Here is a 25,655-nt window from a genome sequence, read left to right as displayed (position 1 = left end):
TGCTCGGTTAAATAATTATCAATGCTACTTTTAACTATATAACAATTTTTCGATTATTTTTGAGTCATTTACCAAACTACTCAGAAACAATCGTTTGAAAATAGGCATCAAAGCGACATGCATCACCTAACCATTGATGATCAGGTTTTTGCGCATTGAGATAAACAGCATGCCTTGGTCGCTTTACAATAACTCGCTTAGCAACGCTTTGAGCCAATACCAACAATTCTTCACCTAAATCCATCTCTCCATCTTCAGGCAACAGAAGATGTAACAGCTGCATTTGTTTTTTAACTTGCGCTTGTTTTTTAATGGCATTTTGATTCTGATCGCGCTGTGGAAACATTGGATCTAAATATACTACATCGGCATCGACGTGTTGGTTTTCACATTGCTTAAGATAATCAGCGGAATCTGAAAAAACCAGCTGAATACGCGCAACAATACTCTTTAAAAATGGGTCAAGACTCGCTTGTTGATGAGTAGATTCTAACAAAGTATATAAAATTGGATGTCGTTCAACTAATGTGACATTTGCCCCTAAATGTGCCATCAGTAAACTGTCATGCCCAAGCCCTGCGGTGGCATCAATGAGCTGGGGTTTTTCAGATAACTGGCATGCCCTCGCAATCATTTCAGATTTCAAGCTAGCACGTTTTAAGCGACCGACTTCGGCTTTCCAATCAGGTTGCATACGCATGCCCTGTGCGCACAGCCACAACCCATCTTGATCAACACAAAGCGCAAGTTCAGGATGATGTCTGAAAAATCGAGCATTCAATTTTTCAACCTCTTCGATTGTTGACTGCACCCCACGAGAAGAAAGCACAGCATTAAAATGCTGTGCTTTCTCAAGAAAATCTCGTTCAGCAAATAAGCGTATTTCGCTTACCATAATTTCCAACCTGTAAATGCAAAGAGAAGGATCACTAAACCTGAAGCAATTCGATACCAAGCAAAAATCATAAAATCACGTTTTGCGACATAGGCAACCAAAGCTCGAATGAGTAATAAAGCCGAGACAAATGAAACAATCAACCCAGTTGTCAACACTGCCCAATCTTCAGCAGTCTGGAACACATCATAGCTTTGATATAAATCTAATAATCCAGCACCAATAATGACTGGAATTCCAAGAAAGAATGAAAATTCGGTCGCTGCTTTGCGGGAAACGCCTAAAAACATTGCCCCGATGATCGTAGCACCAGAACGTGATGTACCTGGGATCAAAGAGAGCACTTGAATTAAACCAATCCAAATTGCATCTTTATAACTGAGCTCTTCAACTTCTTTGACACGTATTCTTGGGGGATTTTTTTCTACCCAAATGATAATTAAACCACCCACAATCAGGCCAATTGCAATCGCGTAGTTATTAAATAATAGCTCTTTTACTGTTTGCCCAAAGGTCAAACCTATTGCAACAATTGGGATTGAAGCCAAGATTAAACCAAATCCGAGTCTTCTACCTTGTGCTTCGCCAGTGACCATACCCGTTGCAGCACCCCATAAGCGCGACCAATATTCATAAATAACCGCTGCGATTGCCCCCATTTGAATGGCAATCACAAAGACATCACTTTTTTCCTTGGTCCAGAAATTCATGAGTTCAGCGGCTAAAATTAAATGGCCTGTACTAGAAATGGGTAAAAACTCAGTAATACCTTCAACGATACCCATAATTGCCGCTTTAAGCAGCAGTAAAAGATCCATAGAAATTCCTAATTATGCTTTGCCTTGTTCTGGAATTTTTTTCCACGCATTGTCACGTAAATAAACGGGTAGTGCGAGATCGGCACTGAGCCAGTGTTTTTTTAAAGCATGTTCACGTGCAATCGTCGCTATATCCTCAGCAGTTGCTTGGACATTTGAATAATCATTTAATTCGGGATGAATACATTTTGTTCCCGAACCAATCATTTGAAACTTTTGATAGGCTGCAGCATTTTCATAATTTAATAATTGCTCTTCATCCACCAACTGCATTAAACCTTGAGCATTTAACTGAAAACTTGCGATGTAGACCTCACTCATTCTTGCATCAAGTACAGCCGTAACTTCTGTCAGTTGATACATTCGATAAGCAGCCTGTGCCAGAGCTTGAAGGGATGAAACAGGAATCACAGGCACGTCATGTGACCATGCAAGCGCCTGAGTGACCGCTGCATTAATACGCACACCGCTGAATGAGCCAGGACCACGACTAAAAGCGATCGCATCCAAATCTGAAACGTGTACTTCAGCTTGCTGAAAAGCTGCTTCAATCATTGGGAGGATAGATTGGGTCTGCGCTTTTGCACGATCATCTAGTTTATAAAAAAGTACTTGATTCTCATCAATTAACGAAACTGAGCACTGCTCATTGGCAGTTTCTAATGCAAGCAATTTCATGCATGCCCCTATAAATCGTTAAAAATGGTGCTAATCATACTCCACTCGAATTATTCCTGCGAGAGCAGATCTGTTCAGATTTAGTGATTATTGAACGCTGGTATCAATCTCAACACTTATATTTAAAATTCAAATTTTTCAAGCTGAGTGAAATTTTTGAAATGATGCGCATAATGCATCGCACTCATTTTGAGTTTAGCTTCTGCAAACTCATCTAATGTTTTAATTACTTTGCCAGGAGAGCCCATCACCAATGAATTATCTGGGATGATTTTACCTTCTGGAATCAACGCATTCGCGCCAATAATGCAATTTTTACCGATTACAGCATTATTTAATACGACGGCGTTGATACCAATCAAACTATTATCTCCAATCGTACAACCATGTAACATTGCTTGATGACCAATGGTGACATATTGCCCAACATTCAATTCAATGCCCGGATCAGTGTGTAAGACGGCATTTTCTTGAATATTACTGAAATCACCAATACGAATTTTGCAGTTATCCCCGCGTATTACCGCACCAAACCAAACACTCACCTCTTGTCCAAGTTCAACATCGCCAATCACAGTGGCATTTTCTGCAATCCATCCATTCCATGGTTGAATCGTCGTTGAAGGGGTTTTGTCTTGAAATTTGTACATCATATGCAGCAATCCTATGCATTTAATATTTTAATGTTGTTTGAAAATTGAAGATTTAAAACTTGGGGAATTGAGCAAAAAGGGCCAGTTTTTTTTATAATTTAAGCCATACTGAAACAACGAAATCAGGATCCTTGCTGTAAGACCCCATATCACCTCATTCTCAACTCTTAAACTTGGAAAATAGATTGATTGCTTAGCCAATCGAACTTCATAAGGTGTTGGGCGAGCATCCATCATTTCGCGTATTGAAGCAAAAAAAATACGATCGATTTCTGTAGGTTGTGGGACAAGCTTCACATTAGGCGGTATCAATCCAACAACAGGTTTTACTAAAACACCCGCTTTTGAGCGCTCTGAAGGCAGATCACCTAGCAACTTTACATCGAACGGATTCAAAGCCGTTTCTTCCCATGCTTCTCGGAGTGCAACGACAATATTACTGGTGTCGTTCGGATCTCTTTTTCCTCCTGGGAATGACACTTCACCCGCATGATTATTCATATAAATAGAGCGACGCGTCAGCAGAATTTTAGGATCATCTTCATTGGTGATTGCAAGTAATACTGCAGCATCAGCTTTTTGAATGCGTTTAGAAAACCTAAGGTGTTGTTGCAGTTGCAATGTTAATGAATGATCCATCATCTTGAATAGCTCGATCTCTCTTTTTTATTCTCATCCCATCATATATGAAATTTTGTGCATAAGGCTATAAATGATGCGAAAGTTATTTTTTTGGGGTATGCTGAATCATCTCATTTTTACTTGACAGCATATGCCTTTTTGCACGGCCTGTGGGCAACCGACGACCGAACAGATTCCTTTAGGTGATCATAAAGTACGCCAAGTCTGTACGCATTGTAAAACCATTCACTATGTGAATCCAAAGGTCATTTGTGGAGCCTTAGCGATTTGGGAAGATAAAGTACTCTTATGTCGTAGAGCGATTGAGCCGCGCTATGGTCTTTGGACGCTACCAGCAGGATATATGGAACTCTTCGAGACAATGGAGCAAGGTGCAGCTCGTGAAACTCGTGAAGAAGCTGAAGCTGAAGTGGAAATTGAGCAATTGTACTGTATGTACAATATCCCTCGTATTGGTCAAATTTACGTATTATTTAAATCTCACCTTGTTGAAGGTAAATTTGGAGCTGGTGAAGAAACCATCGAAAGTCGTTTATTTGAAGAACACGAGATTCCATGGGATAGTTTAGCTTTCCCAAGTGTTGAACGAACGCTTCGTCATTATTTTGAAGACCGAAAATCGAATCATTTTCCTACACACTTAGAGACCTTAGGTACTCGACTTGATCAAACAGGTTAAAAAAAACTCCATCTCATAAGATGGAGTTTTTTTGATTAAGCTTTTCGACCTATTTGATAACAAGGTGTTAAAGCAATTTCAATTGTTCCTGTTCTAAGCTTTGCTAGATTAAGTTGTTCAGTCGTTGGTTTATTCTCTGGAATCGAATTATACGTGTGTTGGTATGTCGCATGCGTATTTACCCATTCAGCTGCGGCTGTAGAGCCCTTATTATCCCAACTCGTGATATTAATACCCGCTCTTATGTCATTATTTACGATTAAGTTTTGTAAATTTAAACGTACGCCTCCAGATGACACAAGTTCACTATTAGAATCGACTCCAAAGTCTGGTCTGTTATTTAGTCCAGCTCTGACCCCATTTAGGTTCCCAAAAATTGGATTCGCTAGAATCATACGTATTGTCAGAGATTTATCATTTGCAGTTGAATATGTTGTGCCTGTCGTACCAATAATGAATTGTTGAACATCCAATTCATCGGTCATGGTTGAAGTATTCTTAATGCTTGGACAAGTGGTAGATTTTAAACTCGATGCAGTACGATTGGTTCGTATATCTCCATTTTCATCAATGACGATACTCACTGTTTGTGATGGAATCGTTTTATCATTAAAGTTAAACACTAAATCTGCGTATAATGGGAAAATAATTTGATCCCCAGCTTCAACATTTTTACGTGTTTTGAACACTTTACGATCTAAATAGCTCACTGGACTGTATTTTAGAATATCAAGCTTACCTGTATAGCGCTCAGAATTGACATCTTGACGCCACTCCCCATATACCTCAGTGCTTGTAGGTGTATCCTTGCTGCCTAAGAATCCTTGATAAGCATACTGATTACCAGGAATAATGGATTGACCAAACAGAGTTCCTTTATAGATTTCTAATTTGTCATTTGAAGATTCAATACTTTTAAAAACTAAAGGTTTTTGTATTTTTTGTGAGATATTATTCAACCAATCTTTTGAATTAGAAACGACATCTAATTTTTCAGGTGGTACTTGATTGATTAATAATACTCGTGCTAACTCTTCTGAAGTATTACTACCCGTAACAATTGGTTTCCCTCTCCACTGTGAGAGATAACCACTCGCATAACCTTCGCGCGTAGTAATTACGCTCATATCAGCAATTGCTTGATTATTGTTTAGGCTTGAGCCGTGAAACCCTGCGAAATTAGTATTTTGTCCAATAAAGAGTAAGTGATTGGCCTGATAAATACCCACACTTCTCATTCTGATGATCTGTTGTGCTACTTTTTCCGCATCATCAATTGATACCTTATCGACATCTAACCATGGTTTCAGGATCTGAACATAACTGCCATTTTTGAACTCATTGGCCGTTATATTTTGGCTGATCACTTGAAGCCCATCCAAATTGTCTTTTGACAGCACAACTTGCTGTATATCACCAGGTACATTACTGATTTGATCTACACCTAATGTTTGCAAAATTCGTGTAATTCCGACCATTGCATTATAGGTAGGATCGGACATATTAAAATTTTCAATTGGCTTACCAGTTAGCCCTTGAGCCATATCTTGCACACCAATCTGAATATAAACATCGCTCATTTTCTTAGGCACAATTGAACCTAGATCGACCGTCCCTAACTCAATTTTTCGAGCACTGGCTTCACCCTGAATATAAAATGTAACTTTGTCTCCCACTTTGCATGAACCAATCGCAACATTAGGATCGAGTTCAGTTCGATAGTGATTCAATTTGTCAGTACTACAATCGAACTTTAGTCCCTCTACAGGATAGTCCAAGACAAATCCCAGACAATTAGCATCATTTGAGGTTAAACAACCATTAGAGGTTGTAACGGAACCACGGTTAGGATCTTCATTTATTTTAGCACTCTCTCCACCACATCCAGTCAGTGCTAAAAAAAGCGTGGAAAACGTGAATGGGATAATATTAGACTTTTTCATTCTAGTTCTCTTTTATTTGATGGCCTTAAGCTTTAGCTGACCAGTATTCACGAGTTTTTGATTTTGAATATCAATTGATTCGACTAAAGGGGTGAGTAATAAATATCGTGTTTGAGGTGGTTTTTTTAATATACCTTCGAGTGCAGAGTATGTCGTGACGTTGGCTTGAGTATCTGTACTTTTAAAACCAGTCGCTCCCTCTAAAATGCAACCTTGCTGATCCAAAAATACTGCAATCGGCCAATAAAAAGTTGGGTTATTTTGAGATGAAGCAAATGATTGAATTTGAATCTGATCAATTGATTCATCTAACTCCACCACCTCATAAGCAAAACGTTCTTTCAATGGCGCAACTGGCCATAAACCAATTTCACCTTGAGCACCCTTCAAACGCTTAGCTTTCTGAATTTTTTTATCTTGAAAGCATGTACGTTCCAAAGATTCTGCAAGATCTTTTGCTTCAATACGCATGTACGTACTCGATAAAGCCATTGCTTCTTTCGCTGTAGGCTCTGTCGGCTGTAGGAACTGAGATAAAACGGCTTTGGTAATCCCTTTTTGTCGCTCAATCGTTTCAAAACGAGCTGCACCTACACCCTGCGTATCAGGAACTACATAAAACCGTTTTCTTCCTTCCAGATTAAACTCATGATCCTCAAGATATTCATGATCAATGTATTCAACACCATCAATCACAGTTACAGGACTTCCTGTTTCAGCTTTCAGTGAACCACCTGCGTTTTTGCTATCTGAAATCTGCTCAACACGTTGAAGGCTTTCTTTAGAATTTTGATCGTGTGTAGATTTATTTTTTGTTAATGACTGCTCATGTTTCGTATTGACTTTAGTCTGTTCAAGATCAATTTTCGTCATTTGATCTTGAGTCTTTTTTTCAACACTCACTGTTGATTGTTCAACATTGTCATTTTGACTGCGCCCAACTGATTTGCTCGCTGTAGGAGCTTTAATACTCGGCTGAGCGATTTCAACCTGTATTTTTTTAGGCTCATCTGCTGGTTTTTTTTGAATGATTTTTGGCTGAATATTTTCTCTTTGAACTGATTTTTGATTTTTAATAGATTCGCTGTTTTGGGCACTAGATGCAGCTCTTTCGATGACAATCGGTCTGCCATCTGGACCTATAATTGTGTAAAAGTCTTGGGCATACAATGTAGGACTTACTAAAAAAGAACCTGCACATAAAACACAACCGAGAGACTGGCTCACTCTTGTTTTTATTTGTTTAAATTGCTCAAGATTTAAGTCCATTACCATCTCGTTCTATAATTAATACCTAAAATCGTAACTTTAGTATTCGTCGATACATTTAAACCTGCATATGGATTAAGTAATAAATTATCCACGGCGTCTAGATTGGCTAGGCTACTTGATCCCGCTGGAATTCTATCGCGGCTACGAAGGAACCCGACTGATAAATCAATATCTGTATCTTCATCAAAACGGTAACCAATACCCAATCCAAACAATTGTGCATTATTGATCGGTACCATTGTATTCCGCTTTCCATCTGGGATCGCACTTGTTCTAGGTTCATAACCAGCACGGAATTTCAAACGGTCATTGGCAGAATATTCAACGCCAACGCCCCAACTCCATGGAGATTGAAAACCTAGAGGCAGAGATAAAGAAGAGTCTGTTACATCATTAGATAACAGTTTTGCAATCTTCAGAGCAGAAATTTGACGATCGAACTCAAATTTAAACTTATCCCAAGCCGCATAGTCAGTCCATCCCACATCGAAATTTACCTGTAAGTCCGGGAATACTTTGTACTTAATCCCCGCTTGGAAATGTGCTGGATATTCTAAATCCATAGACATTAGACCAGTTTCAATCGCAGGTACATAGTTTGGAAAACCAAGTATGGTTGCCAAAACTTGCCCCGTAGGTGAGGAGTTTAGTCCTTTGATTAATTCTCGGGATGCGTTTCCATTTTCTACAATATATTTACCCTTCAAGCGCATTTTAGCACCGCTTTGGTAAACCAGCCCCAAACCAAACTCTTCAGTGGGTTCCCACAAGACACCTAAGTTGTAGCTTGGTGATAAACTCTGCTCCATTTCAACATTGATTTTCCCGAAAGTTGAAAATGGATTCATGCCCTCATTGGTATTACATAAGCCGAATAACAAAATATTCGTGACAATATTGTCATTCCCTCCACGGAAAGGGGCACAGACAGACTCATCCACCATCCGAAGAAGACCAATCATTTCATTTGGAAAACGTAAATCTGTTTTCATGGCAATGGCTTGATAAGACATGCCCACTGAAGCACCAATTGAAAGTTCATCATTTACTTGATATGCAATCGATGGTGATAAATATGTAATACGCTCCATGGCAACTTGCTGCCCCATGAAGTTACCCGGATTACCATCTTCTGCACCGAAACCTGCAACCATTGGTGCATAAACTGCTGTAGCGAAAGTAAACTTAGATCCTGGTGGGTTGTAGGAGATCCCTCCAGTTGGAGCTGCTACTGGCCATCCTTCTCCTAAATCCACCATTTTTTTCAATATAGGAATATATAAGGATGCGTACTCGACATCACCTCTCACAGAATCCTTAAAATCAGTACAGAGGTTTGATGGATTATCAAGCGCATCATTACAGATTAATGGATCATCAGAATATCCAAAGACGTCATAACCTGATGGCGCGGAAAATTCACGCTGAATATCAAAATTAGCAACTAAGCCTTGAACGTCGGTTTGTAACCCTTTGAGTTTGGTTAAACCCGCAGGGTTAAAGTGAATTGCACTAATCCCGGGTGGATCTGCAGTGACAGCATTACCCATTGATAATGAGCGTACATCTACAGATAAATTCTGCCCAAGGTGTGCAAAGACTTGCGTACTACATCCACTCAGAACAATTGCTGTAACTAAAGGATGCAAACGGAATTGACTCATTTCCGAACTCCTTTAGCTTGCTTTTTTCTTACCGAAGCCAAGTATATCTAATGGGAACGATAGGCCGAGAGAAACATCTGGAGAGTCTTCAGTTAAACCGATACCTATCGTTCCATTGACAATCGTCTTCGGACTAACACGTACACCGAGTGCCACCGCAAACATAGAGCTGGTCTGAGTCGCAGGTTCGTAATATTCACCTGTATCATATGTAAATTTGGTACCCATGTTCATTGATTGCTGATAAGACATGGTCAAGGAGACATCATAGTTAAATGAATATGCAAACCCGAACGAGAATCCAGCCGTAACACCGGGTTCAAAAGTATCTAAAACACGGTTACGCCCGGTTAAACCTTCACCTTGAGTATTTCCTCCCCCTCGGATTTGATTTAAGCCAGATTCTTTAAAACCATAATTTGTTGATACTGACGCAAACAATACAACTGGATCAATATATTTTCTTGTACTTGCACCAACACCAACTGAATAATACCCCTTACCTGTTGAGAGATCCGTCAAAGGATTAATTTCATAGGGGCTATCACCTGTTTTTGTCGATAGATTACCAAACAAAATAAGTGGCAAACGACCTTCTTTCAGTGGAAATGGCTCCCAACGCGCCCCTAAACTAATATCACCCAATCCAGCAGTGGTCGTATCTTTGACACTATCAGACTTTGCAACCAATGGAATTGAAGCGTTTAGCGTGATGTTATCTCTTAAACCATATTGCGCTGTGATGGTATTGGTAATCGTATGATTTGCATCTTCATCAATACGAAGTTGATACAACTGTCCTTCATCGATCGAAGCATTTATTTGTGAATCCCGATAGTACGAATAATCAAGATCATAGAACGTTGAAAACTCACCACGCTTAATCAGTGAATATTGTCGCTCATTAGAGGAAAAAACTTCCTGCAAGTTAGTCTCTTGCGTCGCATCACCTTCTTTTTGTTGGAGCGCATTTGCAGCCTGCCCTTCAACACCTGGCTTAAGAGAAGGTGTTGCATCAACATTTTCAGTAGATTCTGCCGTATAACTTGATTGTGCTTGTTCAAGCTCGGTCGCCGAACTATTTTCAGTATTATTTTGAGTATCTTGAGAAATATTCTCTTCTGATGGAGCTTCAACTGTTTCGGGTGCTGCATAGACGCCTGTGACAATCATTTGAATACTGATTGCGAGTAGCGTTCTTTTCGTCCATTGATTATTCATTTTACTTCCTACCACAATTCTTCATTATTTGGATTTTGTTTCAATTCAATTTAATTGCATTTAAATTACTTACGTTTATAGTAAAGCCGCATATATGTTGTAATGGGTTGATTATACGTTGGAGATTTGGGATCAAGATCTAATACTTTACGCATAGTTGAGGCTTTATCTGCGATTTTATTCATATAATCTGACGAAAATTGTGCATCAACTAAGGCGTAACGGTTAATTGTTGCATCATCGACATGTCTTAAATCTGTTTCTTGTAATGCCAATAGATCTTTCTGTTGAGATTCAGGAACGTTCACTAAAAATAAGGTATTGTTTTCCCAAATTTCTTTAAATCGTGCTTCATCAAAACTGATATTTCCTAATGCAGGGTCAGCAACATAAACCCTTCCATCTTTATATGCTTTGTATACAACAAAGTGCTTAAAACCTGCATAGTGAATTGGAACAATAGCAGGTTGTGTCTGTTTAATCAGGTCTTTGAATTCACCACGGTACCCCCCACTTTCATAACCTAAAGCAGTGACGAAGCGCTTCATATCCAATAATGAAAAGCTTCTACGCTCAATGATTCGATCATACTCGCCAAATCGCAACAATCCCTCCATGGTTTGTTGTTCTGTCAAATTTAGACCAGCGTGACCATTAAGAACTGTCGTCAACGCCGCAGAACCACAACTATAGTCATACGCTTGACGAACTATTCCTCTAAACTGATTTTCGATAGCCGGCTTGATAGCTACAGGTTCACGGTGATTTTTTGTATAAGATAGATGTCGTGAGTCTGCAATCTCACTGTAATAAACTGCTTCGCGTGGTTTTTCTTTAATTTCGAGAGCATGACTCGCAAAAAAATACATAATTGCAGAGCCTAAAGTAATTTCTATCATAATGTTAACTGTTCTAGTTCGGCGTACTTGCCTTTATGATTCTGTAGTTGGAGTTTGCACTCACATTTATTCTTATATTCAGAATACCTTTTTCATCCTAAAAATACAGTACTTTTACTTTTTAATTTCAAATTCGCAAAATTTAAAAAACGCGTGATCAACACGCGTTTTTTGTATAAAAACTTAGTGACCAGAAATTTTGATTGAAGTGCTACCCAAATTCAAACCTTGAACTTCGATTGAACCGATACTCTTATTAGCTTCACCTAAAGAAACTTTTTGGATGTAAGCATTCAATGGTGATTGAGCTGGGCTGATATATAATCCATCTTTTGTTACACCAATTTTGGCGTCAGCATTCAGGTTTTTACTGCCTGAACTTGTAACTTTCAAGCCCTCGATTCCAATGCTACCACCACCCGATGTAGATGTATCATTAATAGTTAAGCTTGTAGATAAACCACCAGTGATTTCAGAATCAACGACAATCATAGCGCCTTGAGGTGCATTACCTAATTGAACGTTTGCTTTGGTTGCACCCAATGATAATGTTAAACCTGTAATAATTTGTTTTTCAGAACCTTCAACAACACCACGAACATTGTCATCAGAACTGTAAGTGCCAGAGCTTGCAACCCCAATAGAACCAACATTGATGTCTAAAGCACCAGTTTCAGCAAGAACATTAAGTACCGCTTGACCACCAACATCTGCGGCATCAACTTTCAACGTTGCTAAGTTTTGAGTATTTCCAGTACCCTTTGAAATCGTTAAACCGTTAACCGTGATTGCACCAGCACCAATTGTTGGATCAGCAGTGCCAGCTGTATTAATGGTCGTATCACCGAATGTCAAAGCGCTATTTGTAAAACCATCATTATCATGAATATATAACTTATCGATTTCGATACCAGCAGTTGTATCAATGGCAATAGTAATACCATCTTGACCAGTCGTTGCGCTGAGTGATGCATCATCCATTGCCTGCATCGCCATAGCATTCACGCTCACCGCCATTGAAGAAACTAAAGCCAATTTTGTGAATAATTTCATTATGTACTCTCCCAAGAGCATTTTTTTCATTTTTTTGACTGCTCTCCGTGTTTCTGAAGTTTTTATAATTTAACGACTGAAACTTCATCCTTGAGCAGTTCGCTTTGCAGTATTAAGTTAACCTTATGTTATCTTATGATCAATATCTGTTAAGAAAATTCGACCTATTCCCGATAAATGGCATAAGTGTGAACTAGTATTAAATGGGTGATGCAAATTTTCTGAAAAGAGTGTAACAAGTCACAAATGGTAAGTGCTTCATTTTTTAAACAAAACTTAAAAATTTCAGGACTAAGTAAAGCTGATTTTTTGCAAAAAATTGGTTCATTGACAGGATTGGTATATCTTGAAAATCAGGATTTACCGATTATCGGATTTTTGCCAAAAAAATATTGCGTTTATATAAACGGCGGATTCAGTCAATTTGTGCGTTGCTCTGATTTTAATTATCAGTATGAAAGCCAATTTTCTTCACTCAAAGATTTTGTTCAATGTAGCGAAAATTCACTTCCAGATTCTGCAAGCCATTATTTCAGAGGCGGTTACATTGGTTACTATGATTATAATTTTGCAGCAAATTTTCAAATCAACACCAAGGTAAAAAAACAACCACAATTGTTTTTTGGCTTGTATGAAAGCTATTTGATTTATGAAAATAATGATTGGGTTTTCTATAGCACTGAACATAATGCCGAGTGCCTTTATACACGATTATTAGACTGTTTTCAGCAATCTAGTCCATCATCATTTCAACTCAGTTCACCCATGCAAGCACGTTGGACTAAACAACAATATCGAACTGCATTTCAACGAGTACAAGATTACATTGTTGCTGGGGATTGTTACCAAATTAACCTAACTCAAGAATTTGTAGCACAAGCTGAAGGTGAGCTACTGAGTATAGCTAAACCTTTTTGGGCACTCACAAATGCTCCTTATGCTGCTTATCTTAAAATTGATAACCTTGAACTTTTGAGCTGTTCACCTGAGTTATTTATCGAGTTTAGACCCAATAAAAAAATGATCACTAAACCGATCAAAGGCACCATGCCACGCTTTAAAGATCCTCAAAAAGACCAAGAATCAAAACAAACACTCATCAACTCTGAGAAAGATAAAGCCGAAAATCTAATGATTGTTGACCTTCTCAGAAATGATTTAAGCATTTATGCAGAAACTGGCACTGTCAAGACACCAAAATTATTTAACATTGAAAGCTTTAATCAAGTCCACCACATGGTCAGTGAAATTGAAGCGACGTTAAAATCCGATGTTCATCAATTAGATGTTTTACACGCAGCGCTCCCCGGCGGTTCAATAACGGGGGCACCCAAAATTCGAGCGATGGAAATTATTGAAGAACTTGAAGAGTCCCCACGCGGTGCATACTGTGGCTCTATTGGTTATTTCAATTTTGATGGTACTGGTTCTTGGAATATTTTGATCCGAACGATTCAAAAATATCAGCAAGATGTGTCTATTTGGGCTGGTGGTGGTGTCACAATCAGTTCAGATTGCGATGCAGAATATCAAGAATGTTTTGATAAGGTTGAAGCCATGCTAAAACTGATGAATCAATGGTACGAATCATAAAAAAGCGACCTATCTGGTCGCTTTTTCAACAACAAAAATTTGCAGCACTCACACTTTTAAAATGTCATTCTTCAAGGTGTCTACTAAACGTTGATTTTGCTCATCTGTACCAATGGTGATACGCAAATACTGATTAATACGTGGTTTATTAAAATATCTTACGATAATGCCACGCTCTCGCAATTCATTTGCAAGCTGACCTGCATCTTTGCTAGGCAGTGTTGCAAATATAAAATTTGCGGCAGAAGGCAACACATCAAACCCTAAGGATTTCAGTTGCTCAACTAACTTTATACGACTAGCAATCACTTTGGCATTTTGCGCTTCGAAATAGGCTTGATCCTCGAAAGACGCCACTGCAGCGGCAATCGCAAAACGGTCCATTGGATATGAATTGAAGCTATTTTTTACCGCTTCTAACGCTGCAATTAAATGCGGCTGTGCAATCGCAAACCCGACCCGTAATCCCGCAAGCGAACGTGATTTCGAAGTTGTTTGACAGACCACCAAGTTGTCATATTTTTCTACGAGAGCCACTGCAGATTCAGCACCAAAGTCTACATATGCTTCATCAATCACAACCACTGAATTTGGGTTCGATTGAAGTACTTCCTCAATTGCAGACAAACCAAGTGCAATACTGGTAGGGGCATTTGGATTGGTGATAATGATGCCACCATTTGGTTGCTTATAGTCATCCACAACAATTTCAAATTTTTCGTTTAAAGGCAAAATTTGAGTTTTCACACCAAAAAATTGGCTATAAACAGGATAGAAACTGTAGGTAATATCTGGATAAAGAATTGGCAAATCTTGAACAAAAAATGCCTTAAAAATATGAGCTAAAACCTCATCAGAACCATTACCAACAAACACGTGTCCCACTGGAACATGTTGCTGTTTCGCAATTGCTTGCTTTAATTCCGATGCGTCAGGGTCAGGATACAAACGTAAAACATCCGCGCCATTTGCTAAAACTTGTTGTACCGCTTCTACAACTTTTGGAGATGGTGGATACGGGTTCTCGTTGGTATTCAATTTTAAAAGATTTTGGATCTTGGGTTGTTCACCAGGCACATAAGGCTCTAGTTCACGTACTTCGGGACTCCAAAAACGCATTTGTTCTACTGTAATATTCATTTTTAAATTCTCTAAATTCCCCTCACTGACTAAGGAGGTTAGGGAGAGATTTTTTAATTACCTTCACCTAACCTCACTTGCATTTCGATTTCAAGCAATGCTTAAAAACAGATTTAGAGAGGAATATTCATTCTAAATTTATCGCTTAAATTACTGATAACGATATCGTGCTGAACGAGCGTGAGCATCTAAGTTTTCTTGCTGTGCAAGAATATCTGCTGTTTTCGCTAAGGTTTTCACGCCATCCTCTGAACACATGATTAAGCTTGAACGCTTTTGGAAATCATACACTCCGAGTGGTGATGAAAAACGTGCCGTACCCGAGGTTGGCAATACATGGTTCGGACCTGCACAGTAATCACCAATTGCTTCAGGCGTATAACGCCCCATGAAGATAGCACCTGCATGGCGAATACCTTCAGCCATTTCTTGTGCTTCATCTAAACATAGCATCAAGTGTTCAGGGGCAACTTGGTTGATCAATTCTGCACCTTCGGCACGGTCTTTAACTAAAACAAGTGCACCACGATTAGCAATAGAAGTTCGTGCGATTTCTGCTTTAGGAAGTGCTTTTAAGTGCTCTTCAATTGCAATCGCGACATCATGAAGTAGTTGCTCGTCTGGCGTAATAAATACAGCTTGAGCAACAGTATCATGCTCTGCTTGAGACAGAAGATCCATTGCAAGCCATTCTGCATTATTGTCCCCTTCAGCATACACTAAAATTTCTGAAGGACCTGCAATCATATCAATACCTACCTGACCAAATACGGCGCGTTTTGCTGCTGCAACAAAACGATTGCCCGGTCCAGTGATCTTGTCTACTGCTGGAATGGTTTCAGTACCATAGGCCAATGCTGCAACCGCTTGTGCACCACCAATCGTAAATACACGAGTGACACCTGCCAAATACGCAGCTGCCAACACCAATGGATTTAAATCACCATTTGGTGCAGGCACAACCATAATAATTTCAGGTACGCCTGCGACGTGAGCAGGAACAGCATTCATGAGTACTGATGATGGGTATGAAGCCAAACCACCTGGCACATAAATTCCAACACGGTCAAGCGGCGTCACTTTTTGACCTAAGGTGTTACCCAAAGCATCAACATAGGTCCAACCATCTTGTTTTTGTGCCTGATGGAATTCACGGACACGATTTGCAGCCAACTCTAAAGCTTCTCGAACTTCAGTCGTTAAATGATCAAATGCAGCTTTAAGTTGCTCTTGTGTCAGTTCTAAATCTGAAAATTGATGCGCTGGATGTCGATCGAACTGCTGAGTAAGTTTAAGAACATGAGCATCACCATGTTGACGAACATCGGCAATGATTTGGTCTACTGTTTTTAAAAGTTCTGGGTCACTCACGGTTTCAAAAGCGAGCAAGTCAGCAAAGTCTTGCTTGAAGTTTTGATCTTGAGTCGATAAACGTCGCATCAATTTATCCACAATGAAATTAAAGGGAAGCTTTAGTTTACCTGTTTTCTGTTGATTTGTGGGCATCTTCATTCAAGCAACCCAGATAGAAATGATTGAAAATAACTTTTGATTAAATTGAATTTTCTATTGAGCTCTGTTCTTATCATGATTTGATTTTATTCGGGGGAGTTTTAGATGAAAGAAATAGAAAAATATGTCGGTTACTATTTAGGTGTTTATGTCGTTGTTTTAGCTATTTGTGGATTCTTTCAATACTTTTATTACTGTCAAGGTCAATCATTGATGTGTGCTGTAAGTATGCATCGAATAAATACCATAATTACCACAACAGCTTATGTACTGACGCCAATAGTTGCTATTGTTGGTTTTCTTTCATGGAAAAAACAATTTAACTCCCAACAAATTTCAAAACTTTCTTTTCAAATTATCAGCTTACTAAACACCAACTATAGGGAACAGCTTAATTTATTATATTGGATTTCTGAAAGAAAAAACTCTTATGATGAGTTAAAATCTTCAGAAGACTTTAATCATAAAGTACAAGAAATTAAAGACAATACTGCCTATATTTACTCGTTAATATCAGATTTATCACGGTTTACTTTAGATAATCAATTAAATAGATTTCTTAATGATTGGAATCAAGGATGCAATATTTTCATATCAGATTTGAAAGTGCTAAATACAAAGCTAACGATAAATCAAATAAATTTAAAACTTAGAAAACATCCAGAATATGAAATTGATTTTATCCCAGTATATGTAAATCTAGATAAATTACAATTTCAATTAATAGAACAAATCAGAAAATACAGTCTTGTATAATAAAGAACCGCCCTTTCGGGCGGTTCTTAAAATCAACAAACTCAAGCAGTTTTCACTTGCTTTGCATTTTCTCGTTCATCCACCGCTTTTTCAAGCTGTGCAAGAATCGGATTAAGTAAGGCTTGCTTACGCTTAAAGCTCGCTTTGTTCACAATCAATCGAGAAGACACTTTACAGATTTCTTCAAGAGGCTCTAAGCCATTCGCGCGAAGTGTATTACCTGTGTCCACGACGTCGACGATGTAATCACCCAAACCAACCAATGGTGCAAGCTCCATCGAACCGTAAAGTTTAATCACATCAACTTGCTCACCTAAGCTCGCATAGTATTGACGCGTCAAATTCACGTACTTGGTCGCGATCTTCAAACGACCTTTCGGACGCTCCATACCCACTTTGCCCGCTGTCATTAACTTACAGTTTGCAATTTTAAGATCTAATGGTTCATAGACATTTTGTGCACCATGTTCCATCAGTACATCTTTACCTGCAACACCAATATCAGCCGCACCATTTTCTACATAAGTTGGTACATCAGATGCACGTAAAATTAAAATTCGAACATGTTTATGCGTCGTAGGAAAAATTAATTTACGCGATTTATCTGGGTCTTCTAAAAGATTAATCCCTGCTGTTTCTAGCAATGGCAATGTCTCTTTTAAAATACGACCTTTACTCAATGCTAAGGTTAAACCATGATCAAAATTGCCCATTACGTCAAAATTAGGATCATCGTTTCTCATATCGCTCATTAACTTACTCGCTCACTCGCTTAATTTGGGCACCTAAACCTTGTAATTTTGCTTCAACATCTTCGTAACCGCGATCAATGTGATAAATACGGTCAATTAAAGTCTCTCCTTCAGCAGCTAAAGCAGCCAAAACTAAAGAAAATGAAGCACGCAAATCTGTTGCCATAACAGGTGCAGCTGAAAGTTTTTCAACTCCTGTTACAACTGCATCATTACCTTCAACCTGAATATTAGCGCCCATACGTGACAATTCAGGTACATGCATAAAACGGTTTTCAAAAATCGTTTCTGAAATTGTTGCAAACCCACGACCGATTGCATTGACCGCCATCAATTGTGCTTGCATATCTGTTGGAAAATCTGGATGAGGCAATGTACGGAAACTAACGGCCTTAGGACGCTTACCCATCATATCGAGTTCGATCCAATCATCACCGCGCGTAACTTCTGCACCCATTTCTTCAAATTTATCCAACACTGATTCCATCAGCAATGGATCTGTATGTGTCGTTTTAACTCGTCCACCCGTAATAGCAGCAGCAGCTAAATAAGATCCTGTTTCAATACGGTCAGCAACAACTGAGTATTCACAACCATGCAAACTTTCTACGCCAGTGACGATTAATGTATCCGTATCTAAACCTTCAATCTTCGCACCCATTTTTATGAGCATTAGTGCAAGATCAGTGATTTCAGGTTCACGAGCCGCATTACGGATGGTAGTAACACCTTCTGCTAAGACAGCAGCCATGAGGATGTTTTCTGTCCCACCTACAGTGACCATATCGAAAACAACTTCACCGCCTTTTAAGCGACCATCAACTTTTGCATTGACATAGCCTGCTTCGACTTCAATTTCCGCACCTAAAGCTTCTAATGCTTTTAAATGCTGGTCAACAGGACGTGAGCCAATAGCACAACCACCAGGTAAAGATACTTTTGCACTACCGTAGCGCGCCAGCAATGGGCCAAGCACCAAAATAGACGCTCGCATAGTCTTTACGAGTTCATATGGTGCAAATTGATTATCAAGGGTTGAAGTATCAGCGACAACAGTATCACCTTCATACTTCATGCTAATCCCAAGACCTGCAATTAATTTTACAAGCGTATGAACATCTTTAAGCTTGGGTACATTTCTGAGCGTAATTGGTGTTTCAGCAAGAATCATTGCTGCTAAAAGTGGCAATGCAGCATTTTTTGCACCAGAGATGCGAACTTCGCCTTCTAGTCTTTTACCACCAGTGATTAGAAATTTATCCATTTATTCCTTAAGCTCCGAAAAGACTAGCTTTGCGCCATTCTTCTTTTGTCATTGCGCGTATGGTTACAGCGTGAACTGCACCACTTTTAATATATTCGTTAAGAGGAGCATAAACTGCTTGTTGACGAGCAACTGTTCTTTTACCTTCAAACAGATCATCTACAATACGGAGGTCAAATTTCCCACCTTGTCCACTTACAGCAACATCAGCAGAAGGGAAAGCAGCTTTTAAGATTTCAGTGAGCTGTTCACTATTCATTGCAAAGACCTCTCATGGGACGATCGATTGTGTAAAAACGGATTATTTTACTATAACTCATTCAATGAATTCATCTGCTATACAATTTATCTATAAAAAAAAGAGGCAATATACCTCTTTTTTTATTTTCAGCTACATACCGTCATATAGGCAGCGGCTGAAAAGCCATTTGCATTTTACGATATCGCATTAACTGTCTTTTTATTTTCTCAGTCAATTTTTTAATTGATGCATACATATCATCGCCAGATGCCTGAGCAAAAAGTTCGACGCCTGGTAAACGCACGATTGCTTCAGCTATATGATTCGAACTTCCTTTTTTCGAACGCTTATCGACTTGGTGATCCTTTGTGAGTTTCACCTGCATACTATTGACCTGATCAAGGTGCTTGGTCATTTCGGCGAATTTACAACGAATATTCTCTTCTATTGCAGGAGTAATACTTAAATGATGTCCACGAATTGTTATTTGCATAATCCTATCCCTCTCCTTCTAAAGGATTTGATTGAGTTAAGCCATGTGATTGCATGACAGAACATTCAACATAGAATTATTCTGCAAATTTAAGTCATGAAATCATGCTGGCTAAACCTCGTGTAACTAAAAAAAAGAGATTCATTATTTCGTCATAATGAACCTCTAGAATAATCACACTTCAAATTTCAGATCAAGACTTTTCGATCGGATGATGCAGGAATATGTAACGATTCACGATATTTTGCGACTGTACGACGTGCAACATCGATACCATCCTCATTTAACAACTTAGCTAAACTATTATCAGATAATGGTTTTCTTGGGTTCTCTTCAGCAATCAACTTTTTAATTTTTGCTCGGATCGCAGTTGAAGACGCTTCACCACCTGATGTTGTTCCAACATGGCTTGAGAAAAAATATTTAAGTTCAAACAACCCTCTCGGAGTAAGCAAATATTTATTGGTCGTTACACGAGATACTGTTGATTCATGTAACTCAACCTCCTCCGCCACATCTCTCAACACCAAAGGTTTCATTCCTTCAGCACCCAACTCTAAAAAATCTCGTTGATGCTGAACAATACATGTCGCTACTTTTAAAAGCGTTTTATGGCGCTCATCTACACTTTTAATAAAATTTTTAGCATCAAGCATTTGATTGCGTAAGTATTGATTATCTGCACTTTGATCAGCTCGACGAATCATATTTGCGTAATAAGGGTTGATACGTAATTTTGGCAAAATATCTGGATTTAAGTGCACATGCCAACTGTCATTTTTCTTTGCCACCACAACATCAGGCACTTGATATTCAGATTCTTTATTTTCAAACATTAACCCTGGATAGGGTTGTAATGATTTTAAAAGTTGTATCGCTGCTTTTAACTGTTCAAGTTTAAAACCTGTTTGCTTCAGTAATTTATTTAGGTCATTGGCAATCAATAATTCATAATGCTGCAATAACAATAACGCGTCATTACGGCATGGTAAGGTATTAGGCAAAACTTGAAGCTGAACATATAAGCATTCCACAAGATTGCGTGAACCAACGCCAATCGGCTCTAGTCTTTGAATATGTTTCAACACCACTAAAATTTCATCAATCTCAACATCTTCTTCAATATCCATCTGTGCGAGTAAAGTCAGCACTGCGTGGTGAATTTCTTCAACGCTCTCATCTAAAAAGCCTTTTTCATCCAAACCATCTACGATGCAATAAGCGATCAAAAGATCAGTTTGGGAGAAATTTAGAAGATTAACTTGCTGTAAAATATGATCTTTCAGTGTATTTTGAATTGATCGATTATCCTCACGTTCTTCATATTCTGGTAATTCCATTGATGATGATTGATGGGTATATACATCATCCCATTCCGTATCTACAGGTAAATCATTTGGCAAATGATCTGCATTTAATTCTCGAGTAAGATCACTAGCAGAATTTTCCTGATTCAAGTCCTCCAAACTTTGCATTGGAGAATCATCATCCACCTTTTCAAGTAAGGGGTTACTATCCAACTGCAATTGAACTTCTTGCTCCAACTCTAAGCTGGATAATTGTAAAAGTCGGATCGCTTGTTGGAGCTGGGGTGTCAAAGACAAAGAATTGGATACTTTTAGTCCTAACGCTAATTTCATAAATCATTACCCCCTAACATCGTTATTATTCAAGCAATAATCATGCCTACAATTCTTATAACATAAGTTTCAAGTGTTAGGTTAATCAATTAGTCTTAATTGTTAATAAAAAAATAAGGATAAAATACATTATAATTCAATCACTTTTTTTTAATTAATATTCAAAAAATATGAGCACTCAAGTTTAAATTAAAAAAAATAATTTTTTAGTTTTATCTGCAGTTATGGTTGATTAAAAATAAACCACTTACTCATGATCAAGGTTTTATAAGCTCATGATTTATTTCGCATTGATCAAAAAATCTAAATTCATTTGAATTTCGAGTATTTTTTATTCTTTACTTATTCTCATAGAAAGTATAAAAATAATTAATAGTTTATTTTGAATAGATTTCAACCAAATTTGAGAACTGTCAAAATTATAAGAACGATGCACTACAAGACATGGAGATTTCTTGATGAAAAGTCTATCTGGTAAAGTCCTTCTCAGCGCATTAGGCTTCATCATCGCTGGCGGAACAATGAGTCAAGCCAATGCCACTGACACCATTGCGAAAATCAAAAAAAATGAAAAAGTGATCATCGGGTATCGTGAATCTTCTGATCCAATCTCATATATCGTTGGTGGTAAACCTATGGGATATGCCATCGATATCTGTAATAACGTAGCTAACGAATTAAAAAAAGACTTAAAACTCCCCAACTTAAAAGTTGAATATAAAGCGGTTACTTCTTCCACGCGAATTCCTGAAATGCTCGCTGGAAACATTGATATGGAATGCGGGACGACAACCAACTCTGTCCAGCGACAACAGCAAGTCAACTTCTCTACAAATTACTTTGCCACTGAAGTACGTATGGCAGTCAAAGCTTCAGCGCCTTTCAAAGATTTAGGGGATTTAAATGGTAAAGCCGTTGCCACAACGCAAGGAACAACCTCGGATAAATATATCAAAATGGGTGCACGAGGAGAAAAAATAAAGGTTACCAATGTCTATGGTAAAGATCATGCTGATTCTTTTGCAATGGTCGCTTCGGGACGTGCAGCTGCATTTGTTATGGATGACAATATTCTTGCAGGGCTCATTGCCAAATCATCAAAACCTCAAGATTTTAAAATTGTAGGTCCAGTCCTTTCGTCAGAACCTTACGGAATTATGCTGCCTAAAGGCGATGCCAAGTTTAAAGCGATTGCAGATCGTGTGGTAACTGGAATGTGGAAAAATGGTCAAATGGATACCCTTTATAAAAAATGGTTCTTATCACCTATTCCACCACGCAATATCAATCTAAACATGCCTATGAGTAGCTCATTTAAAAAATTAAAAGCATCTCCGAATGATGCAGGGATTAAATAACAAAAATTATGAGGGCTTAAATAGAAACACTTAAGCCCTTTTTTCTCATAACCATTGCAGGGAATTTCAATGGCTGTTGGTTCTTTAAATTGGACGTCATTTTGCTTGGCATCCAACGAATATGGCGTTGATAAAAAAGATTGGGCTGAATCTATATGTAGTGCGATTGGAGGTTCAAGTTATTCAGCTGTTGCTGATGCACCGACTTGGTTACAGATACTTGGATCAGGTATTTGGACCATGATCTGGACTGCTGTCATTGCCTTTTTCATCGCATTTATACTTGGTTCACTTATTGGCATTATGCGTACATTACCCAATAAATTACTGTCATTCATTGGGACTTGTTATGTAGAGTTATTCAGAAATATACCCTTAATTGTTCAATTATTTTTCTGGGCATTCGTTTTCCCTCAACTTCTACCATTGAGTATGAGTACTGGAAGTGGTGAAATGGTTTCTGGCGGATGGTGGCAAAATATTTTAAATAATAATCCAGCAATTATTGGTGTATTTGCGCTGGGCCTATATACCGCTGCAAGGATTGCTGAGCAGGTTCGAGCAGGTATTAATACCGTTTCACAAGGTCAAAAAAATGCAGCTTATGCGATCGGTTTAAATTTAAACCAAAGTTATCGTTATGTCATTCTGCCAGTGGCTTATCGAATCGTTTGGCCAACACTAACATCAGAAGCAATGAATGTATTTAAAAATTCAGCCGTGCTTTTTGCCTTAAGTGTTTTGAATTTTTTTGCATATACCAAAACAATGCGAGAAGAAACCTCTCAAGACGTGGTCATTTTAATTCTTTCAACACCTGTTTACCTCATCATCACTTATTCAATTAAATACCTGATGGCATGGATTGAGAAACGAATGGCTGTACCAGGTCTAGGTTCGGGAGGTAAATAAAATGGACTTTAGTGTTCTAACTCATCCCGATGTCGTTGCAAGTTTGATCGCTGGTTTTAAATTTACAGTTACAGTAACCATTCTTTCGATTATTGGTGGGATTCTTCTTGGTACACCAATCGCGATGATGCGTCTATCGAATAATAAAATTGCCAGTGGATTTGCAAAATTTTATGTCGACTTTTTTCGAGGTGTTCCCCTCATTCAAGTTATTTTTATCTTTTACTTTTTACTTCCTAAGTTTTTCGATTTCCAATATCACACCTATTGGGGACCTTTATTTTCAAGTGTAGTAACCTTCGCCATTTTTGAGGCTGCTTTTTTTTCAGAAATTGTCCGTTCTGGCATTCAATCAGTTTCTAAAGGACAAGTGAATGCAGGTTACGCCTTGGGTTTTAATTATCGCCAGACAATGTCATACGTAGTTTTACCCCAAGCTTTTAGAAATATGTTACCCGTGATATTGACGCAATCCATTGTTCTTTTTCAAGATGTATCTTTGGTTTATGTCATCAGTGCACCAGATTTCCTAGGCAATGCAAATACTTTAGCTAATACCTATGGTTCGGAAACCAAAGCCGTTTTTTATCTAGTTGTTGCTGTCGTCTATTTTGTCATTTCATTTGCACTTTCACGACTAGTTAAACGCTTACATCAAAAAATAGCCATTATTCGATAAGGAGAATCAAAATGCCAATGATTGAAATTCAAGATGTATCCAAATGGTATGGAGATTTTCAGGTACTTAGCGAATGCTCAACCACTATCAACAAAGGTGAAGTTGTCGTTGTATGCGGTCCATCTGGCTCAGGTAAATCTACACTTATTAAGACAGTGAATGCTTTAGAACCTTTTCAACAAGGAAATATTATCGTTGATGGTACCGCTTTAAAAGACTCTAAAACGAATCTAGCAAAATTCAGATCTAGAGTAGGTATGGTATTTCAACATTTTGAACTATTTCCTCATATGACTGTGTTAGAGAACCTAACAATAGGACAAATCAAAGTACTTAATCGCTCAACTGAAGAAGCTAAAATAAAGGCCTTACAATATTTGGATCGAGTGGGTTTGACAGCACACAAAGATAAATTTCCAGGACAATTATCAGGTGGTCAACAACAACGTGTCGCGATTGCACGTGGTCTTTGTATGGACCCAGTCTGTATGCTTTTTGATGAACCCACTTCCGCATTAGATCCTGAAATGGTCGGTGAAGTGCTTGAAGTCATGAGCCAACTTGCAAAAGAAGGCATGACGATGATGTGTGTTACGCATGAAATGGGATTTGCAAAAAAAGTTTCAGATCGAGTGATATTTATGGATCAAGGTAAAATTCTAGAAGATTGCCCGACTGATGACTTCTTTAATAAGCCACAAGAACGACATGAAAGAACAAAATACTTTTTAGAGAAGATTTCAGCAGTACACTAAACATCAGAATGAATCCAAAAATTTCGCGATATCTACTCAAATTATTTTCAAATTCAATTTATATATATAAAAAAACACCCCCTTGTATTGAAGGGGGTGTTTAGAATAATGAGCTGGCGATGACTTACTCTCACATGGGTAAC

General features: G+C 38.3%; 25 protein-coding genes. 7 read left to right on the top strand and 18 right to left on the bottom strand.

The features are described 5' to 3' along the window. Positions 1 to 76: 76 nt before the first annotated feature. The 5 genes from AC1M9A_RS13605 to AC1M9A_RS13585 form a co-directional block, all read right to left on the bottom strand. A complete protein-coding gene (locus tag AC1M9A_RS13605) occupies positions 77 to 895 on the bottom strand; it encodes a class I SAM-dependent methyltransferase (protein ID WP_481610416.1) in 819 nt (272 codons plus the stop codon). Then, entirely contained in the window at positions 889 to 1,713 is an 825-nt protein-coding gene (locus tag AC1M9A_RS13600; RefSeq protein ID WP_035268259.1) for an undecaprenyl-diphosphate phosphatase, read from the bottom strand. Before AC1M9A_RS13600 ends, AC1M9A_RS13605 begins: the two co-directional genes overlap by 7 nt. A 12-nt stretch (positions 1,714 to 1,725) precedes the next feature. Beyond that, complete coding sequence (gene tsaB, locus AC1M9A_RS13595; protein WP_092768604.1) at positions 1,726 to 2,391, bottom strand: tRNA (adenosine(37)-N6)-threonylcarbamoyltransferase complex dimerization subunit type 1 TsaB; 666 nt, start codon at positions 2,389 to 2,391, stop codon at positions 1,726 to 1,728. 122 nt (positions 2,392 to 2,513) lie between these two features. Continuing rightward, on the bottom strand, positions 2,514 to 3,044 hold the full coding sequence (locus tag AC1M9A_RS13590; RefSeq protein ID WP_481598046.1) for a gamma carbonic anhydrase family protein: 531 nt from the start codon (positions 3,042 to 3,044) through the stop codon (positions 2,514 to 2,516). A 27-nt stretch (positions 3,045 to 3,071) separates the two neighbouring features. Continuing rightward, positions 3,072 to 3,686 carry a CoA pyrophosphatase gene (locus AC1M9A_RS13585; protein ID WP_035268255.1) on the bottom strand — a complete coding sequence of 205 codons (615 nt, stop codon included), beginning with the start codon at positions 3,684 to 3,686 and terminating at the stop codon, positions 3,072 to 3,074. A gap of 130 nt (positions 3,687 to 3,816) precedes the next feature. Between AC1M9A_RS13585 and AC1M9A_RS13580 the strand changes: the two genes are divergently transcribed. Beyond that, positions 3,817 to 4,365 carry an NUDIX hydrolase gene (locus tag AC1M9A_RS13580; RefSeq protein WP_035268253.1) on the top strand — a complete coding sequence of 183 codons (549 nt, stop codon included), beginning with the start codon at positions 3,817 to 3,819 and terminating at the stop codon, positions 4,363 to 4,365. 35 nt (positions 4,366 to 4,400) lie between these two features. Here the strand turns inward: AC1M9A_RS13580 and filF are convergent, their stop codons facing one another. The 6 genes from filF to filA form a co-directional block, all read right to left on the bottom strand. Continuing rightward, a complete protein-coding gene (gene filF, locus AC1M9A_RS13575; protein WP_481590801.1) occupies positions 4,401 to 6,308 on the bottom strand; it encodes a putative pilus system protein FilF in 1,908 nt (635 codons plus the stop codon). 12 nt (positions 6,309 to 6,320) lie between these two features. Next, positions 6,321 to 7,577, bottom strand: coding sequence for a putative pilus assembly protein FilE (gene filE / locus AC1M9A_RS13570; RefSeq protein ID WP_481610415.1), 1,257 nt, complete (start codon positions 7,575 to 7,577; stop codon positions 6,321 to 6,323). Next, the gene (gene filD, locus AC1M9A_RS13565; protein WP_180000164.1) at positions 7,577 to 9,244 is read right to left on the bottom strand and encodes a putative pilus system OmpP1/FadL family transporter FilD; all 1,668 of its coding nucleotides are present in this window, start codon (positions 9,242 to 9,244) and stop codon (positions 7,577 to 7,579) included. The genes filE and filD overlap by 1 nt, the downstream gene beginning before the upstream one ends. Positions 9,245 to 9,256: 12 nt before the next feature. Continuing rightward, positions 9,257 to 10,465: a putative pilus system protein FilC gene (filC, locus tag AC1M9A_RS13560; RefSeq protein WP_092768595.1), complete on the bottom strand. Its 1,209-nt coding sequence runs from the start codon at positions 10,463 to 10,465 to the stop codon at positions 9,257 to 9,259. A gap of 65 nt (positions 10,466 to 10,530) precedes the next feature. Continuing rightward, on the bottom strand, positions 10,531 to 11,364 hold the full coding sequence (gene filB, locus AC1M9A_RS13555) for a putative pilus system C39 family peptidase FilB (protein WP_481588027.1): 834 nt from the start codon (positions 11,362 to 11,364) through the stop codon (positions 10,531 to 10,533). 183 nt (positions 11,365 to 11,547) lie between these two features. After that, positions 11,548 to 12,417, bottom strand: coding sequence for a putative pilus system protein FilA (gene filA, locus AC1M9A_RS13550; protein WP_092768589.1), 870 nt, complete (start codon positions 12,415 to 12,417; stop codon positions 11,548 to 11,550). A gap of 246 nt (positions 12,418 to 12,663) precedes the next feature. Between filA and pabB the strand changes: the two genes are divergently transcribed. Next, positions 12,664 to 14,010 (top strand): aminodeoxychorismate synthase component I, encoded by a 1,347-nt coding sequence (pabB, locus tag AC1M9A_RS13545; protein WP_481590805.1) that lies wholly within the window; start codon positions 12,664 to 12,666, stop codon positions 14,008 to 14,010. A gap of 48 nt (positions 14,011 to 14,058) precedes the next feature. On the opposite strand, the gene hisC is transcribed toward pabB, so the two are convergent. Further along, on the bottom strand, positions 14,059 to 15,150 hold the full coding sequence (gene hisC, locus AC1M9A_RS13540; RefSeq protein ID WP_035268929.1) for a histidinol-phosphate transaminase: 1,092 nt from the start codon (positions 15,148 to 15,150) through the stop codon (positions 14,059 to 14,061). 150 nt (positions 15,151 to 15,300) lie between these two features. Then, a complete protein-coding gene (gene hisD / locus AC1M9A_RS13535; RefSeq protein ID WP_171076792.1) occupies positions 15,301 to 16,602 on the bottom strand; it encodes a histidinol dehydrogenase in 1,302 nt (433 codons plus the stop codon). Positions 16,603 to 16,767: 165 nt separating this feature from the next. Between hisD and AC1M9A_RS13530 the strand changes: the two genes are divergently transcribed. Beyond that, positions 16,768 to 17,418 (top strand): hypothetical protein, encoded by a 651-nt coding sequence (locus AC1M9A_RS13530; protein WP_481610414.1) that lies wholly within the window; start codon positions 16,768 to 16,770, stop codon positions 17,416 to 17,418. Positions 17,419 to 17,459: 41 nt separating this feature from the next. Here the strand turns inward: AC1M9A_RS13530 and hisG are convergent, their stop codons facing one another. The 5 genes from hisG to AC1M9A_RS13505 form a co-directional block, all read right to left on the bottom strand. Then, positions 17,460 to 18,170 (bottom strand): ATP phosphoribosyltransferase, encoded by a 711-nt coding sequence (gene hisG, locus AC1M9A_RS13525; protein ID WP_481590807.1) that lies wholly within the window; start codon positions 18,168 to 18,170, stop codon positions 17,460 to 17,462. Positions 18,171 to 18,174: 4 nt separating this feature from the next. Beyond that, positions 18,175 to 19,434, bottom strand: coding sequence for a UDP-N-acetylglucosamine 1-carboxyvinyltransferase (gene murA / locus AC1M9A_RS13520; RefSeq protein WP_481610413.1), 1,260 nt, complete (start codon positions 19,432 to 19,434; stop codon positions 18,175 to 18,177). 7 nt (positions 19,435 to 19,441) lie between these two features. After that, complete coding sequence (ibaG, locus tag AC1M9A_RS13515) at positions 19,442 to 19,693, bottom strand: BolA family iron metabolism protein IbaG (protein ID WP_180000146.1); 252 nt, start codon at positions 19,691 to 19,693, stop codon at positions 19,442 to 19,444. 142 nt (positions 19,694 to 19,835) lie between these two features. Continuing rightward, positions 19,836 to 20,168, bottom strand: coding sequence for a ribosome hibernation-promoting factor, HPF/YfiA family (hpf, locus tag AC1M9A_RS13510; RefSeq protein ID WP_035268921.1), 333 nt, complete (start codon positions 20,166 to 20,168; stop codon positions 19,836 to 19,838). A gap of 188 nt (positions 20,169 to 20,356) precedes the next feature. Then, positions 20,357 to 21,808 carry an RNA polymerase factor sigma-54 gene (locus tag AC1M9A_RS13505; RefSeq protein ID WP_180028738.1) on the bottom strand — a complete coding sequence of 484 codons (1,452 nt, stop codon included), beginning with the start codon at positions 21,806 to 21,808 and terminating at the stop codon, positions 20,357 to 20,359. 458 nt (positions 21,809 to 22,266) lie between these two features. On the opposite strand from AC1M9A_RS13505, the gene AC1M9A_RS13500 reads away from it, so the two are divergent. From AC1M9A_RS13500 to AC1M9A_RS13485, 4 genes are all read left to right on the top strand, one after another. Then, complete coding sequence (locus AC1M9A_RS13500) at positions 22,267 to 23,166, top strand: amino acid ABC transporter substrate-binding protein (protein WP_481610412.1); 900 nt, start codon at positions 22,267 to 22,269, stop codon at positions 23,164 to 23,166. Positions 23,167 to 23,235: 69 nt separating this feature from the next. Further along, entirely contained in the window at positions 23,236 to 24,078 is an 843-nt protein-coding gene (locus tag AC1M9A_RS13495) for an amino acid ABC transporter permease (protein ID WP_481592365.1), read from the top strand. Position 24,079: 1 nt separating this feature from the next. Beyond that, a complete protein-coding gene (locus tag AC1M9A_RS13490; protein WP_180028741.1) occupies positions 24,080 to 24,757 on the top strand; it encodes an amino acid ABC transporter permease in 678 nt (225 codons plus the stop codon). Between the two features lie 11 nt (positions 24,758 to 24,768). After that, positions 24,769 to 25,512 (top strand): amino acid ABC transporter ATP-binding protein, encoded by a 744-nt coding sequence (locus AC1M9A_RS13485; RefSeq protein WP_481592363.1) that lies wholly within the window; start codon positions 24,769 to 24,771, stop codon positions 25,510 to 25,512. Positions 25,513 to 25,655 lie beyond the last annotated feature (143 nt).

It is taken from the genome of Acinetobacter sp. ANC_7634 (assembly GCF_056779875.1).
This window is presented reverse-complemented; position numbering and strand designations above follow the sequence as displayed.